The organism is Streptomyces sp. NPDC093568 (genome assembly GCF_044764945.1).
GTDB lineage: Bacteria > Actinomycetota > Actinomycetes > Streptomycetales > Streptomycetaceae > Streptomyces.
On record NZ_JBIWJD010000025.1, the window covers coordinates 1 to 14,675 of the forward strand.

Here is a 14,675-nt window from a genome sequence, read left to right on the forward strand (position 1 = left end):
GGGGGCCGTGGGTGCTGACGGCGGTGGGCCGCGGGCCGTGTGTGCTGAACGCAGCGCGCCGCGGCCACCGCTCCGGACTGCCGGAGGGGTGGCCGCGGCCCTTCTTTTCGCTGGACGTCAGCCGGTCTCGGCGGCCGTTTCCGTTTCCTTTTCCTTTTCCTTGACTGTCGTCGTCTGCACAGGGACGGAGGCAGCGGCCTCGCGGCTGACCGGCTCCGCCGGCGTCCCGTCCTCCAGGACGACCTCGATCTCGCCGTCCAGGACCTTCTTCGCCCGTTCCCGGTCCAGCGCGCCCTCCCAGCGGGCGACCGCGAAGACGGCGACGCAGTTGCCGAGCAGGTTGGTGACGACGCGCATCGAGTCCATGATGCGGTCCACGCCGAGGAGCAGGGCGACGGCGCCGGCCGGGATGGCGCCCAGCGAGGAGGCGGTCGCGGACAGGGCGAGGAACGCCGAGCCGGGGATGCCCGCCATTCCCTTGCTGGTCAGCATGAGCACCAGAACCACGGTGACCTGCTGGCCGAGGCTGAGGTCGACACCGACGGCCTGGGCGATGAACAGCGTGCCGATGGACAGGTACAGCGAGGCACCGTCGAGGTTGAAGGAGTAGCCCGTCGGCAGCACCAGCCCCACGGCGTCGTCGCGGGCGCCCGCCCTGCGCAGCTTCTGCATCACGCGCGGCAGGACCGACTCGGTGGACGCGGTGCCGAGCGCGAGGAGCATCTCCTCGCGGATGTAGCGCAGGAACTTCCACAGGCTGAGCCCGGTGACCGCCTTCAGGGCGACGGCGAGCAGCACGATGAACAGCGCGGCGGCCACGTAGCACAGGACGATCAGCTTGCCGTACGTCTCGATGACGCCCAGTCCGTAGTTGCCGATCAGGACGGCCATCGCACCGAACACGGCGATCGGGGCCAGCCGCATGACGAAGCCGACGATCGCGAAGATGACCTCCTGCGCCTGCTCGACGGCCGGCAGCACCTGCGGCACCTTGGTGTGGCCCAGATGCAGCAGCGCGGCGCCCACCAGGCAGGCCAGGACCAGCACTTGGAGCAGGGAGTTCTCCGCGAAGGCGCCGATGAAGGAGGTGGGGAGCGCCTCCAGCGCGAACTCCGTCGTCGAGGGCAGGTGGCCGCCGCCGGTCTTCGCGTCGACCGCCGCGGCGTCGAGCGTGGACGGATCGACGTTCATGCCGGCCCCGGGCTGCACCACGTTGGCGGCGAGCAGTCCGATGAGCAGCGCGAGGGTGCTGGCGACCTCGAACCAGATCAGGGCCTTCAGCCCGATCCGCCCGAACGCCTTGAGGTCACCGGCCTTGGCGATGCCGACGACGACCACGCAGAAGACGAGCGGCGAGATGATCGTCTTGATCAGCCGGATGAAACCGTCGCCGAGCGGCTGAAGGTCCGCGGCGAATCCGGGCCACAGCTTCCCGACGACGATTCCGAGCACGAGTGCGCAGGCGACCTGCGCGAAGAGAGAGGTACGCAGCAAGCGTGCGACGCGTCGCGGCAGGGACGGTACGGACGGCGGCACGGGAACTCCTTGGGGACGGCGGCACACAGAAGTCCCCACGGACGGCCGGGACTTCTGCCATACGGAAAGCGCATTCCGTGCGGATCACTCTGCGGGTGATGTTGGTCCCGCACAAGACCGCCGTGTTGCTTCCGTGTAAATCACGCCCCGCGTGACGCGTCGCACACAACTCGCCTCAGCAGCCCCGGCGATCCACGGTGAGCACCCCCTGAACGCTGGTCAGGGAGCGGTCGTAGCAACCGCTTGAGGCGTACGACCGGTAGCGCTCGCTCGTCGTGCCGACCGCGTGCCGCTGGTCGCGTGGCACGTTCAGCGTCCAGGAGGCGTCACCATCGACGGTGTCGTCGAGCCACGACCATCCGGTCCGCCGTCCGTCCCGCGTCGTGACGACCACGGCACGGTCACCGAGCGTCAGCACGGTGCGCAGCCGGTCGCCCGCCCCGATGGTGATCGAGCCGTCCATCGTGTACGTCCGCCGGGTCTCGGTAGTGCGGGCGGGTCCGCGTCCGTCGACGGTGACCGACTGGTCGTCCCGCCAGGTGGCGTCGAGGGCGTCCAGGTTCTCGCCGTCGGTCCAGCGGTGCGCGGAGTCGTTCGCCAGCGAACGGCGCACGGTGGTCGTGACCCGCCCGTGCGAGGTGTCGACGTATCCGGAGACGGTCAACCGATGGCCGCCCTCCGTGTCCACCCGGTGCTCCGAACCCGGCGTGTACGTCGTGGAGTTGGTGAAGCCGTCGGCCCTGTGCTCGGTGAGGCTCCCGGTGACGTGGGCCTTCTTCGCGTCCTGCCAGACGAGGACGTTCACGGGCGCGCTCCACCCGCTCTGCCCCTCGGGGACGCCGAGGACGGAGACCTCGACGCGGTGCGGCCGGCCGTCGTTGAGGAGGCCGGCGAACGGCGTCAGGTCGTATTCGATCGGCTTGACGTCGAAGGCGCGCGGCCCCGGAGTGACGTACCAGAGAAAGGGGTTGGACCAGCCGCCCGTCCACACGTGCGGGAACGGGGCGGCTATTCCGGCGAGTTGGCCGTCTACCTTGATCTGCACCTCGCGGTACGGGCCCCCGTCGGCCTTGCAGGAGTAGGGCGCCGGGTCGGGTGCCGACAGGTACCAGAACTCCTCGCAGCCTCCGCCGGATCCGGTGGCGTACACCTCGGCGACTATGCGCTCGCTGTTGCGCGGGGTGGTGAGCGTGTCGTCGTGGAGGGTGAGGACGCGGTCGGGGGTGGCGGCGGATCCGCCGGGACCGGCCCCGGTGCGGCCCGTGTGGAACGTCAGCGTGACCTTGACGTCGATGACCCCGGTGTACGTGGCGTCGACGACGTTGCCGATGAGCATCTCGACGTCCTGGGTGCGGCGGAAGGTGTCGCTGTAGCGCGTGACGTCCTTCTCCACGGACCATGCGATGCCGTCGGGTGACGGCTCCGGGGTCGACGTACGGAAGACCTCGACCCCGCCGATGCTCAGATGGCCCAGCCGGTCGTACTGGCGGCCCTTGACCTTGCCGTCCATCCGCAGCACGACCTTGCTCCAGCGCTCACCACAGCCGTCGGGCGGCGCGTAGGTGCCCCGGAACGGGGTGAAGTCGCGGAACTGCGCCTCGGCGACGGTGACTTGGCACGACTTGCCGACGGGCTTGCTGACGGGCGGGGCGGCGGTGATGGGGTCGTGCCAGTCGGTGCCGAACTCGGCGGGGACGTCGGTGGGTTCAGCCGCCGGGGCTGGACCCGCCCCGAGGAGGGTGCTCGCCAGGAGGGTCGCTCCCGCAAGCATGGACATGACGATCCGTCTCTTCATGGGCGGTGTTCTACGGGGAGTCGGCCATCCGTCGCAATGATGCCTTCTCCGTCAGTGCGAGCCCAACAGGTCGGCCCTGTCCCCCATCACCACCACGGGATGACGATCCGGATCGAGCGTGCGCAGCAGATACCTCATGGCCGATTCGGCCACGCTCACACAGGCCGACGTACCGCTGCCGTGGTCCATGTGCAACCAGATGCCACCGCCCTTGTGCTCACCCTCCGGACGGGTGGGGTCGTTGGGCGGGGTGCCCTTGACCCGGTTGTAGTCGATGGCGATGACGTAGTCGAAGTCGTGCCAGTAGGCCTTCGACCACCAGCGCGGCGCGGCGAAGGCGGCCGACCGCGTGTACGGCAGCCGGGCGCCGGGGTCCTCGCGCACGCCGCCCGCGTCGCTGAGCGTGAACACGCCGACGGGGCTGCGCTTGTCGCCCTCGTGGTGGTCGGTGGTCCAGCCCTTCTTGCCGTTGTGCCCGGGCCAACCGCGGACGCGGTCCCAGGCGGAGGTGGCCGCCGAAGAGCCCCGCCTCGTGTAGAGCACGACGGTGGAGTCCGGGGAGTCCTTGCCGGCGCCGTAGACCGCCACGACCTGGCGGGAGTCGGCGGGGATGCGGCGTTGCCATCGGTCGCCGATGCCCGGGAGCCGGGTCGGGTCAGGGGTGGCGGACGAGCGCCCGGGTGCGGGCTTGCCGGCCTCCGCGCCGCCGTCGTTGCCGCCACCGCACGCGGTGAGGGTCGCGACCGCCAGAAGGGATCCGAGGGCCGCTGTCGCGATCGTCGCCCGCCATGCTCCGCCGTTGCGCATCGCTCCATGCTCGCACCGCGTACCCGGCGGGGACCGGAACTGTGCGGCGTCATGGAAAACCGTTTGCGTCCGGACACGCTGCGACGCGAACCTGTCACGGTTTGCTGCCGTCGTGCGCTGCCCGCTCCACGCACCGGCTTCCGATCAACTCTCCCTACCTTCCCCCATTGACACGAGCCACTGGGACGTCATGCAGATTCAAGACCTTCCGTATCCCGACCCAGGTGTGCCGGACGCGCGCTCAGGTCCCCGATTCCTGTGGTGGCTCTTCAGGAACCAGCTGGGCGGCCAGCTCAAGGCCCTGGCCTGGGGACTGCTCCACTTCCTGTCCGTCTCCGCGCTGCCGTTCTGCGTCGGCGTCGCCGTACAGGCCGTCGTCGACCGCTCCGGCGAGCGGCTCGCCCTCGCGGGCGGACTGCTGGTGCTGTGCTGCGCCGGGAACGCCATCGGCGAGACCTTCCTGCACCGCACCGCCGTGACCAACTGGATCACCGCCGCCGCCCGCGTCCAGCAGGTGCTGGCCCGCAAGGCCGCGCAGCTGGGCTCGGCGCTTACCCGGCGCGTGGCAGCCGGTGAGGTCGTGTCCGTCTCCACCGGTGACGTCGAGAAGATCGGCTGGTTCGTGGAGGCCTGGTCCCGGTTCACCGCGGCGGCGGTCACCATCGTGGTGGTCTGCGTCGCCCTGGTCGTCTACCAGCCCGCGCTTGGTGTGGTCGTCGCCGTGGGCCTGCCCGTGCTCGCCCTCGCCGTGCTGCCGCTGCTGCCGCGCGCGACCCGGCGGGCCGACTTCCAGCGCGAGAAGGCCGGACGCGCCACCGAACTGGCCTCCGACACCGTCGCCGGCCTGCGCGTCCTGCGCGGCATCGGCGGCGAGGAGCTCTTCCTCGACCGCTACCGCCGCGCCTCCCAGGAGGTACGCCACGCGGCCGTGCGCAGCGCCCGGATGTGGTCCCTGATCTCCGCGATCCAGGTACTCCTGCCGGGGCTGCTACTGATCACGGTGGTCTGGTACGGCGTCCATCTGGCCCGCGAGGGCCGGGTGAGCGTCGGCGAACTCGTCGCCGTCTACAGCTCCGTCATGATCCTCACCTATCCGCTCCGGCACTTCGAAGAGATCGCCATGGCCTACTCCTTCTCCCGGCCCTCCGCGCGGCGCGCCGCGCGCGTGCTGGCCCTGGAGCGGGCCACGGACACGGACGGCTCACGCGACGGCGCCGAGGTGCCGTCCGGGGATCTGTACGACCCGGCCACCGGACTGCTCGCCCCCGCCGGACGGCTCACCGCCGTGGTGTGCGGCGACCCGGACGCGGCGGGGCGGCTGGCCGAACGGCTGGGCGGACACCCCTCGGAGGAAGGCACCCCGGTGCTCCTGGGCGGCGTCCCGCTCGACGAACTGCCGCTCGACTCCGCCCGCACGGCCGTCCTCGTACAGGACAAGGACCCGGTGCTGCTGTCCGGCACGCTGCGCGAACTGCTCGACGTGCCCAAGTCGGGTGACGTCGGCGCCGAAAAGGCGCTGGCCGCGGCGGAGTGCGCGGACGTGCTGGCCGCGCTGGTCCAGGGCTCGATCGACGCCGAGGACCCGATGGACGCCCGTATCACCGAGCGAGGACGGTCCCTGTCCGGCGGCCAGCGCCAGCGCCTCGCGCTGGCCCGGTCGCTGATCACGGACCCGGAGGTGCTCGTCCTGGACGAGCCGACCTCGGCCGTCGACTCCCACACGGAGGCGCGGATCGCGCAGGGCGTGCGGGATCTGCGGGCGGGGCGCACGACGGTGGTCTTCACCTCCTCGCCCCTGCTCCTGGACCGCGCCGACCGGGTGGTGCTCGTCCACGAGGGCGAGGTCGCGGCGGTCGGCGTGCACCGCGAGCTGGTGCACGCCGAACCGCGGTACCGGGCGGTCGTGACACGGGAGACCGACGAGGAGGCGGCCCTGAACGGGGCGGGCCTCGACAAGGCCCCGAGCCAGGCCCCGGGCGAGCGGGGCGACTTGAACGACGTACTGAAGGAACTGGAAGAGATCGAGGAGTCGGCATGATCGGCGTTGCGCCACCGGAGTACGACCCGGCGGCCCCGACGACGGCGAACACGCTGCCCGTCGGCGCCCCCGCCACCGTACGCACCTACGTGGTCGAGCTGTTCCGTCGGCACCGCCGTGCCTTCGTGCTCCTCGTCGCCGTCAACACCGTCGCAGTGGTGGCCTCGATGGTGGGACCCTGGCTGCTGGGCGCGCTCGTGGAACGGGTGTCGGACGGGGCCGCCGAGCGTGAACTCCATCTGGAGCTCACCGTCGGCCTGTTCGTGGCCGCGCTCGTCGTCCAGGCCGTCTTCGTACGCCAGGTGCGGCTGCGCGGGGCCATGCTCGGTGAGCGGATGCTGGCCGATCTGCGCGAGGACTTCCTCGTGCGGTCGGTCGGGCTGCCGCCCGGTGTCCTGGAGCGGGCCGGCACCGGCGACCTGCTCTCCCGGATCACCACCGACATCGACCGGCTGGCCAACGCGATGCGCGAGGCGGTACCGCAGCTGGCGATCGGCGTGGTGTGGGCGATCCTGCTGCTGGGCGGGCTCGTCGTCACCGCGCCGCCGCTCGCCGCCGCCGTGCTGCTCGCCGTGCCGCTGCTGGTGGCCGGCTGCCGCTGGTACTTCAGGCGGGCACCGGCCGCCTACCGCTCGGAGGCCGCCGGGTACGCCGCCGTGGCGGCCTCGCTCGCCGAGACCGTGGACGCCGGGCGCACCGTCGAGGCCCACCGCCTGGGCGGGCGCCGGGTCGAGATGTCGGACCTGCGGATCAAGCAGTGGACGGCCTGGGAGCGCTACACGCTCTGGCTGCGTTCGGTGCTCTTCCCGGTCATCAACGTGACCCATGTGACCGTCCTCTCCTCCGTCCTGATGATCGGTGGGGTGTTCGTCCTGCAGGGCTGGATCGGGGTCGGTCAGCTGACCACCGGTGCCCTGATCGCGCAGATGCTGGTCGACCCGGTGGGGCTGATCCTGCGCTGGTACGACGAGCTCCAGGTGGCCCAGGTGTCGCTGGCCCGGCTGGTCGGCGTCCGGGACATCGAGCCCGAGGCCGGGGACGCCGGGCTCGCTCCCGAGGGCCGTGACGTGCACGCCGACCGGGTGCACTTCGGCTACCTGGAGGGCGTGGACGTGCTGCGCAAGGTCTCCCTGGAGGTCTCGCCCGGCACCCGGCTGGCCCTCGTCGGCCCCTCGGGCGCCGGCAAGTCGACCCTGGGCCGGCTGCTCGCCGGGATCTACGCGCCCCGGGACGGCCGGATCACGCTCGGCGGCGCCGAACTGTCCCGGATGACCGCCGAGCGGGTCCGCTCCCACGTGGCCCTGGTCAACCAGGAGCACCACGTGTTCGTCGGCTCCCTGCGGGACAATCTGCTGCTCGCCCGCACCGACGCGACCGACGCCGAGCTGTGGGCCGCGTTGGGCGCGGTCGACGCGGACGCGTGGGCGGGTGGGCTCGACGAGGGCCTCGACACCGAGGTCGGCTCGGGCGGCTTCGCGCTCACTCCGGCCCAGGCCCAGCAGATCGCCCTGGCCCGCCTGGTGCTGGCCGACCCGCACACGCTGGTCCTGGACGAGGCGACGTCCCTCCTCGACCCACGGGCCGCCCGCCACCTGGAGCGCTCCCTGGCCCGCGTCCTCGATGGCCGCACGGTCGTCGCCATCGCGCACCGCCTCCACACCGCCCACGACGCGGACGTCATCGCCGTCGTCGAGAACGGCCGGATCAGCGAGCTGGGCAGCCACGAGGAACTGGTCAGGGCCGACGGGGCGTATGCGGCGTTGTGGCGGTCCTGGCATGGGTGAGAGGGGGTAAGGGCCGGGGTTGGTCCGGGTCGGGCTCACGGTCGGGTCGGCGTCGGGGTCGGCGAGGGCTGAGCCTGCAAGGGCTGAGCCGGCAGACCGTCCTGCCGGGACGGGCAAGCCTGCGCCCGCCAGGCCGTAACCCGGTCGGCCCAGGCCCGCACCCCTGACCGGCACCGCCCCTGGCCGAGCGGGGGCGGTGCCGCGGCACTCGGCGGCCCGCGGATGTCCTGGCCGCCGCCGCTCCACGCCACGGCGACGGAGCCCCCGCGAAGGGTCCGGAGTACTCGCCTCCGTCCGTGCCGTTGCGCCGGGGCGAAAAGGGGTGGAAGGCTGGGAAGCGGCACCGGTTCGGGGAGCACCCGGGAGCCCAGCGGTTCGCGCCGGGTGCGGCCTGTGCCGCGCGCCGCGACGGCCCGACGCCGACCGCGGTGGGTTCGGGCCCGTCCGCACCACCTGGAGGTAGCCGTGAACAGCGCCGACGGATGGGGGGACGACGTCTACCAGCCCGACGCATCCGATCAACGTGAGGACACGGGGCTGCTGGACGGGGAGGACACCCTCGAGAACGACGGCGTGGCCGACCCCCTGGACCGGGGCTGGTCCCCTCCGGAGCGCCCCTGGGCGGTGGAGCACGCCGGTGTCACGGCCGCCGAGCGCCGGCAGGGCGAGAGCCTCGACGAGCGGCTCGCCGAGGAGACGCCGGACCTCCCCGCGCCGGACGGCGACGGCATCGGTGACGCCGAGGGCACCGACGGGGAACTCCTGGACAACGAGGTCGGCGCCCTGCGCTCCGGCCGCCTCGTGGCACCCGACGAGGGCGCGCACGAGGACGACGAGAGCGCGCTCGTCGCGACGGACGTGGGCATCGACGGCGCGGCGGCGTCCGCCGAGGAGGCCGCCATGCACATCGTCGACGAGGACGCCATGTACGGCTGACGCCCGTGGGGGACCCAGGCCGTCGGCCCTGCCGATGCCGTCACCCGAGGAGGTCGCATGCAGCAGGACAAGCACCCCGACTACCACCCGGTCGTCTTCCGCGACCGCGCCGCAGGCTACGCCTTCCTGACCAGGTCGACCGCGAACAGCGACCAGACCATCGAGTGGGACGACGGCGAGACCTACCCGGTCGTGGACGTCGAGATCTCCTCCGAGAGCCACCCCTTCTACACCGGTAAGGCCCGGACCGTGGACTCCGAGGGCCGCGTCGCCGCGTTCGAGCGGCGCTACGGCGGTGGTGGAGCGGGAGAGGGCGGCTGACCCGCGGCGCAGGCCGGCCCGTGACGGGGCACCTCTAGCACCTTGCCGGGGCCGGCTCGGTCCCCCGGGCCGGTCGCCGGCTTGGTCCTCGGGTCGGTCGCCGGCTTGGTCCTCAGGCCGGTCGCCGGCCCGGTGACAGACCCGCCCCCGCCCGCTCAGATCACGTTGAGCGCCGCCGCGCAGCCCACCCCGCCGAGCAGCATGAACGCCGGCATCAGGACCTTGAGCTCGACCCAGCTGCCCGCCCGGAACCGCATCGCCTTGGGCGGACCCAGCGGGTACCAGCGCTTGCGGCCCACCGGGATCGGCCACAGGATCGGGCAGCCGGACACCGTCAGCGCGTCCCCGATGTCGTGGACCAGCGCGCCGAGCACGATCGGCAGCCCGAGCCACAGGTACTCCTGGCCGGGCGCCGTGAACAGCCAGTCCGAGCCGTTGCCCGGCTTGTCGAGGACACCGGCGAGGATCCAGGAGCTGGTCGCGGCCAGCAGCCAGACCAGGACGTCGGCGCTGGAACCCCGGGTCGCGCGCCACAGCAGACCCTCGATCGCGAGCACCACGTGCGCGAACAGGATCGCCAGCACCGCCCAGCGGCCGCCGGTGATCGCCAGTACGGAGGCGCCCCCGCCGATCATGACCGCCCACAGCCAGGTGTGCGTGAGCGTGCGGTGCCCACCGGAGCGACGCGGGTCGCCCTGCTTCTTCGTCGCCTTGTAGACGGCGTACGACAGCTTGTCGACGATCTCGCAGAGCCAGCGCGAGAGCGGACCGAAGGCCCGCGAGATCGTGGCCGCCTTGTGATCGAGGTCCGGGGCGAGTGCGGCACCGGCGCAGATCAGCGCGCCGGAGAGCAGCACGGGCCAGGGCATTCCGTGCCCGGCCGCGGCGGCGGCCGCTCCGACGCCGAGCCAGGCGGCGGCGCCCGACAGTGAGTGTGCTGGTCCCATCATGGCCGCTGCCCGCCCCATTCCTCGTGTGCCGCTGTCCAGTTGACCTGGGTCGCTGACGTGTTGTCGGCGACACAGCGTAGCGTTCGCGATCTTCGTGCTCGCAGCCGATTCCCCTATGAGGGAGAAGGGCAGGCAAGATGGTCGGGTGACCCTCATCGATCAGCTGCCGCCGACCGCCGACCCCGACGCCCTCTACGAAGCCTTCGAGGCATGGGCCGGGGAGCGCGGGCTCACCCTCTACCCGCACCAGGAGGAGGCGCTGATCGAGGTGGTGTCCGGCGCGAACGTGATCGTGTCGACGCCCACCGGCTCCGGCAAGAGCATGATCGCCGCGGGCGCGCACTTCGCCGCGCTGGCCCGGGACGAGGTCACCTTCTACACCGCTCCGATCAAGGCGCTCGTCTCGGAGAAGTTCTTCGAGCTGTGCAAGATCTTCGGCACCGAGAACGTCGGCATGCTGACCGGCGACGCGTCCGTCAACTCCGACGCCCCCGTCATCTGCTGCACCGCCGAGGTGCTGGCGTCGATCGCGCTGCGCGACGGTAAGCAGGCGGACGTCGGCCAGGTCGTCATGGACGAGTTCCACTTCTACGCGGAGGGGGACCGCGGCTGGGCCTGGCAGATCCCGATCCTGGAGCTGCCGCAGGCGCAGTTCATCCTGATGTCGGCCACCCTCGGCGATGTCTCGATGTTCGAGAAGGACCTCACCCGGCGCACCGGCCGCCCGACGTCGGTGGTCCGCTCGGCGACCCGGCCGGTGCCGCTGTCCTACGAGTACAAGCTCACGCCGCTCACCGAGACCCTGACCGAACTGCTGGACACCAAGCAGGCCCCGGTCTACATCGTGCACTTCACGCAGGCACAGGCCGTGGAGCGGGCGCAGGCGCTGATGAGCATCAACATGTGCTCGCGCGAGGAGAAGGACCAAATCGCCGAGCTGATCGGGAACTTCCGCTTCACCACCAAGTTCGGCCGCAACCTCTCCCGTTACGTCCGGCACGGCATCGGCGTCCATCACGCCGGGATGCTGCCGAAGTACCGTCGCCTGGTGGAGAAGCTCGCGCAGGCCGGTCTGCTGAAGGTCATCTGCGGTACCGACACGCTCGGCGTGGGGGTCAACGTCCCCATCCGCACCGTGCTGTTCACGGCCCTGACCAAGTACGACGGCAGCCGCGTGCGCACCCTGCGCGCCCGTGAGTTCCACCAGATCGCCGGCCGCGCCGGGCGGGCCGGCTTCGACACGGCGGGCTTCGTCGTGGCCCAGGCGCCCGAGCACGTCATCGAGAACGAGAAGGCGCTCGCGAAGGCCGGCGACGACCCGAAGAAGCGGCGCAAGGTCGTCCGCAAGAAGGCACCCGAGGGCTTCGTCGCCTGGACCGACAACACCTTCGAGAAACTCATCGCCTCCGAACCGGAGCCGCTGACCTCCCGTTTCCGCGTGACCCACACCATGCTGCTGTCGGTGATCGCCCGGCCGGGCAACGCCTTCGAGGCGATGCGGCATCTGCTGGAGGACAACCACGAGCCGCGCAAGCAGCAACTGCGGCACATCCGGCGCGCCATCGCCATCTACCGCTCGCTGCTGGACGGCGGCATCGTCGAGAAGCTCGACGAGCCGGACGCCACCGGCCGAATCGTCCGCCTCACGGTCGACCTCCAGCAGGACTTCGCGCTCAACCAGCCGCTGTCCACCTTCGCCCTGGCCGCGTTCGAGCTGCTGGACCCCGAGTCGCCGTCCTACGCCCTCGACATGGTGTCCGTCGTCGAGTCCACGCTCGACGATCCGCGGCAGATCCTCGTCGCCCAGCAGAACAAGGCGAAGGGCGAGGCCGTCGCCGCGATGAAGGCGGACGGCGTCGAGTACGAGGAGCGCATGGAGCGCCTCCAGGACATCACCTACCCCAAGCCCCTGGAAGAGCTGCTCTTCCACGCGTACAACACGTACCGCAAGAGCCACCCCTGGGTCGGCGACCATCCGCTGTCGCCGAAGTCCGTGATCCGGGACATGTACGAACGGGCGATGTCCTTCACGGAGCTGGTGTCCTTCTACGAGCTGGCCCGCACCGAGGGCATCGTGCTGCGCTACCTGGCCAGTGCCTACAAGGCTCTCGACCACAACATCCCGGACGACCTCAAGTCCGAGGACCTCCAGGACCTGATCGAATGGCTCGGCGAGATGGTGCGCCAGGTCGACTCCAGTCTGCTCGACGAGTGGGAACAGCTCGCCAACCCCGAGGAGATGACCGCCGAGGAGGCCCAGGAGAAGGCCGACGAGGTCAAGCCGGTCACCGCCAACGCGCGTGCCTTCCGAGTCCTCGTCCGCAACGCCATGTTCCGCCGGGTCGAGCTCGCCGCGCTCGACCAGGTCGAGGAGCTGGGCGAGATGGACGCCGAGGCCGGCTGGGACGCCGACGCCTGGGGCGAGGCGATGGACAAGTACTGGGACGAGTACGACGACCTCGGCACCGGGCCGGACGCCCGCGGCCCGAGGCTCCTGGTGATCGAGGAGGAGCCGGCGAACCGGCTGTGGCGGGTCCGCCAGATCTTCGACGACCCGAACGACGACCACGACTGGGGCATCAGCGCGGAGATCGACCTCGCAGCCTCCGACGCGGAGGGCCGAGCCGTGGTCCGCGTCACCGACGTAGGCCAGCTCTGAGCACAGGAGACTCCCACTCATGACGACCAACCCGGCCGAGAGGCTCGTCGACCTGCTCGACCTGGAGCAGATCGAGGTCAACATCTTCCGCGGCCGAAGCCCGCAGGAGTCCTTGCAGCGGGTCTTCGGCGGGCAGGTGGCCGGCCAGGCGCTGGTCGCCGCCGCGCGCACCACGGACGGCGACCGCCCCGTGCACTCGCTGCACGCGTACTTCCTGCGCCCGGGGCGGCCGGGCGTGCCGATCGTGTACCAGGTCGAACGGGTGCGGGACGGCAGGTCGTTCACGACCCGCCGGGTCACCGCCGTGCAGCAGGGCCGCACGATCTTCAATCTCACCGCCTCCTTTCACAAGCCCGAACAGGCAAGCTTCGAGCACCAGTTGCCGCCGGCCCGCAAGGTCCCGGACCCCGAGTCGCTGCCGACGGTCACCGACGAGATCCGGGAGCATCTGGGCGCGCTGCCGGAGCAGTTGGAGCGGATGGCCCGGCGTCAGCCCTTCGACATCCGCTATGTCGACCGGCTGCGGTGGACCAAGGAGGACGTCAAGGACGCCGAGCCGCGCAGCGCGGTGTGGATGCGTGCGGTCGGGCCGCTGGGTGACGACCCGGTCGTGCACACGTGCGCGCTGACCTACGCCAGCGACATGACCCTCCTGGACGCCGTCCGCATCCCGGTCGAGCCCCTGTGGGGCCCGCGCAGCTTCGACATCGCGTCGCTGGACCACGCCATGTGGTTCCACCGGCCGTTCCGCGCGGACGAGTGGTTCCTGTACGACCAGGAGTCGCCGATCGCGACGGGCGGCCGGGGCCTGGCCCGTGGGCGGATCTACGACCTGGAGGGACGCCTGCTGGTGTCCGTCGTCCAGGAGGGGCTGTTCAGGGCGCTGTGACCCGCGGGCTTCTGCGCCGGAGCCGGCTGAACAGACCGCGCGGCGGCTCCGGCTCCAGTGGCCGGGGCGAGCCGGGGTGTCGCGGGTGGGCCGGTGCCGGGGCGCGTTGCGCCGTGGGACGTGGCGCGGGCCGCTTCCGGCGGGCTTCCTCCAGAACCGCCGTCAGATCGGCGCACAGCAGGCTGATTTCGTCCGGGTCGTCGGCCGTCATGATCCGCTCGGCGATGAGCGCGGAGGGCGACCCCGGTGCGCCGGACGCCGGCGGCCCGGGCCGGAAGCGGTTCAGGTAGGAGCGCTCATAGGGGTCCGGGACGATCTCCGCGATCTGGACGGGGTCGAGGAAGGCGGCCAGTGCGCCGGCCCGCTCCCACGGGTCGTCGGCCTTGCGCAGCAGGAAGCCCAGATGCCGTCCGCGCCAGTTGCGGCGACGCAGGTCCACGCCGGCGTCCAGCATGCAGCGCAGCCCCTCGGGCATGCGGCGGTCGTTCAGCGGTGACGCGTTCCTCTCGTCCGCCGCGAACCGCTTCAACTCCTCTGCGAGATACAGCCAGACCACGGCCCGGTAGCGGTTCAGGTAGAACGTCGCCGGGACCACCAGGCCCAGGCGGGCGAGGCGCGTGAACCTCCCGGCGGGCACGTCCATGACGGTCGCGCCTTCCGTCGTCCCCACGACCTTCACGCGGTCCAGCAGCGTGTCGGGGAAGCCGTCGCCCGAGCTCACCCGGTCGATCTCCGACCGTGGGACGCGCCGTCCGCCGCCCCCTTCGTCGGGCACCGTACGGATGAGGCCGAGGTGGACGTCGAGGTCCAGCTCCCCTCGTTTCAGCCCCAGTTCCCGTGCCGCACGACTCAGCGTGCAGGCAGGGCCGTACGTCTTCGTGATGGTGTCGCCCGGCATGGTCGTCTCCCCCGTGCTGTCAGTGGCTCACGCTCTGTGCGTGCGCCGTGACAAAACCGTAG

11 protein-coding genes are annotated in these 14,675 nt (G+C 71.4%); 6 read left to right on the top strand and 5 right to left on the bottom strand.

Going from position 1 to position 14,675, the window contains the following annotated elements; all coding sequences use genetic code 11:
• Positions 1–117 precede the first annotated feature (117 nt).
• The 3 genes from ACIRD7_RS41445 to ACIRD7_RS41455 form a co-directional block, all read right to left on the bottom strand.
• Positions 118–1,536 carry a cation:dicarboxylate symporter family transporter gene (locus ACIRD7_RS41445; protein ID WP_403461249.1) on the bottom strand — a complete coding sequence of 473 codons (1,419 nt, stop codon included), beginning with the start codon at positions 1,534–1,536 and terminating at the stop codon, positions 118–120.
• Positions 1,537–1,711: 175 nt separating this feature from the next.
• Positions 1,712–3,331 (bottom strand): peptide-N4-asparagine amidase, encoded by a 1,620-nt coding sequence (locus ACIRD7_RS41450; RefSeq protein WP_403461250.1) that lies wholly within the window; start codon positions 3,329–3,331, stop codon positions 1,712–1,714.
• Between the two features lie 51 nt (positions 3,332–3,382).
• Complete coding sequence (locus ACIRD7_RS41455) at positions 3,383–4,138, bottom strand: hypothetical protein (protein WP_403461251.1); 756 nt, start codon at positions 4,136–4,138, stop codon at positions 3,383–3,385.
• Positions 4,139–4,328: 190 nt separating this feature from the next.
• On the opposite strand from ACIRD7_RS41455, the gene ACIRD7_RS41460 reads away from it, so the two are divergent.
• The 4 genes from ACIRD7_RS41460 to ACIRD7_RS41475 all read left to right on the top strand — a co-directional run bounded on the left by ACIRD7_RS41460 (position 4,329) and on the right by ACIRD7_RS41475 (position 9,217).
• Positions 4,329–6,176, top strand: coding sequence for an ABC transporter transmembrane domain-containing protein (locus tag ACIRD7_RS41460; protein WP_403461253.1), 1,848 nt, complete (start codon positions 4,329–4,331; stop codon positions 6,174–6,176).
• The gene (locus tag ACIRD7_RS41465) at positions 6,173–7,960 is read left to right on the top strand and encodes an ABC transporter ATP-binding protein (protein WP_403461254.1); all 1,788 of its coding nucleotides are present in this window, start codon (positions 6,173–6,175) and stop codon (positions 7,958–7,960) included. Before ACIRD7_RS41460 ends, ACIRD7_RS41465 begins: the two co-directional genes overlap by 4 nt.
• 465 nt (positions 7,961–8,425) lie before the next feature.
• On the top strand, positions 8,426–8,896 hold the full coding sequence (locus ACIRD7_RS41470; protein ID WP_403461255.1) for a DUF5709 domain-containing protein: 471 nt from the start codon (positions 8,426–8,428) through the stop codon (positions 8,894–8,896).
• Positions 8,897–8,953: 57 nt separating this feature from the next.
• Positions 8,954–9,217 carry a type B 50S ribosomal protein L31 gene (locus ACIRD7_RS41475; protein WP_403461256.1) on the top strand — a complete coding sequence of 88 codons (264 nt, stop codon included), beginning with the start codon at positions 8,954–8,956 and terminating at the stop codon, positions 9,215–9,217.
• Between the two features lie 155 nt (positions 9,218–9,372).
• Here ACIRD7_RS41475 and ACIRD7_RS41480 read toward each other — a convergent pair whose 3' ends face one another.
• Positions 9,373–10,167: a metal-dependent hydrolase gene (locus ACIRD7_RS41480; RefSeq protein WP_403461257.1), complete on the bottom strand. Its 795-nt coding sequence runs from the start codon at positions 10,165–10,167 to the stop codon at positions 9,373–9,375.
• 145 nt (positions 10,168–10,312) lie between these two features.
• Here ACIRD7_RS41480 and ACIRD7_RS41485 point away from each other — a divergent pair, with 145 nt between their 5' ends.
• Both ACIRD7_RS41485 and ACIRD7_RS41490 read left to right on the top strand, forming a co-directional pair.
• Entirely contained in the window at positions 10,313–12,826 is a 2,514-nt protein-coding gene (locus tag ACIRD7_RS41485) for a DEAD/DEAH box helicase (RefSeq protein ID WP_403461258.1), read from the top strand.
• Positions 12,827–12,845: 19 nt separating this feature from the next.
• Positions 12,846–13,715, top strand: a complete 870-nt coding sequence (locus tag ACIRD7_RS41490) for an acyl-CoA thioesterase (RefSeq protein WP_403461259.1) — start codon at positions 12,846–12,848, stop codon at positions 13,713–13,715.
• On the opposite strand, the gene ACIRD7_RS41495 is transcribed toward ACIRD7_RS41490, so the two are convergent.
• Positions 13,702–14,613 carry a DUF6397 family protein gene (locus ACIRD7_RS41495; protein WP_403461260.1) on the bottom strand — a complete coding sequence of 304 codons (912 nt, stop codon included), beginning with the start codon at positions 14,611–14,613 and terminating at the stop codon, positions 13,702–13,704. The genes ACIRD7_RS41490 and ACIRD7_RS41495 overlap by 14 nt on opposite strands.
• Positions 14,614–14,675 lie beyond the last annotated feature (62 nt).

What these genes read in the sequence shown, in the direction of transcription:
- ACIRD7_RS41450 (WP_403461250.1), bottom strand. Translation starts at nt 3,331, where the DNA reads ATGAAGAGACGGATCGTCATGTCCATGCTTGCGGGAGCGACCCTCCTG.
- ACIRD7_RS41455 (WP_403461251.1), bottom strand. Translation starts at nt 4,138, where the DNA reads ATGCGCAACGGCGGAGCATGGCGGGCGACGATCGCGACAGCGGCCCTC.
- ACIRD7_RS41460 (WP_403461253.1), top strand. Translation starts at nt 4,329, where the DNA reads ATGCAGATTCAAGACCTTCCGTATCCCGACCCAGGTGTGCCGGACGCG.
- ACIRD7_RS41465 (WP_403461254.1), top strand. Translation starts at nt 6,173, where the DNA reads ATGATCGGCGTTGCGCCACCGGAGTACGACCCGGCGGCCCCGACGACG.
- ACIRD7_RS41475 (WP_403461256.1), top strand. Translation starts at nt 8,954, where the DNA reads ATGCAGCAGGACAAGCACCCCGACTACCACCCGGTCGTCTTCCGCGAC.
- ACIRD7_RS41480 (WP_403461257.1), bottom strand. Translation starts at nt 10,167, where the DNA reads ATGATGGGACCAGCACACTCACTGTCGGGCGCCGCCGCCTGGCTCGGC.
- ACIRD7_RS41490 (WP_403461259.1), top strand. Translation starts at nt 12,846, where the DNA reads ATGACGACCAACCCGGCCGAGAGGCTCGTCGACCTGCTCGACCTGGAG.
- ACIRD7_RS41495 (WP_403461260.1), bottom strand. Translation starts at nt 14,613, where the DNA reads ATGCCGGGCGACACCATCACGAAGACGTACGGCCCTGCCTGCACGCTG.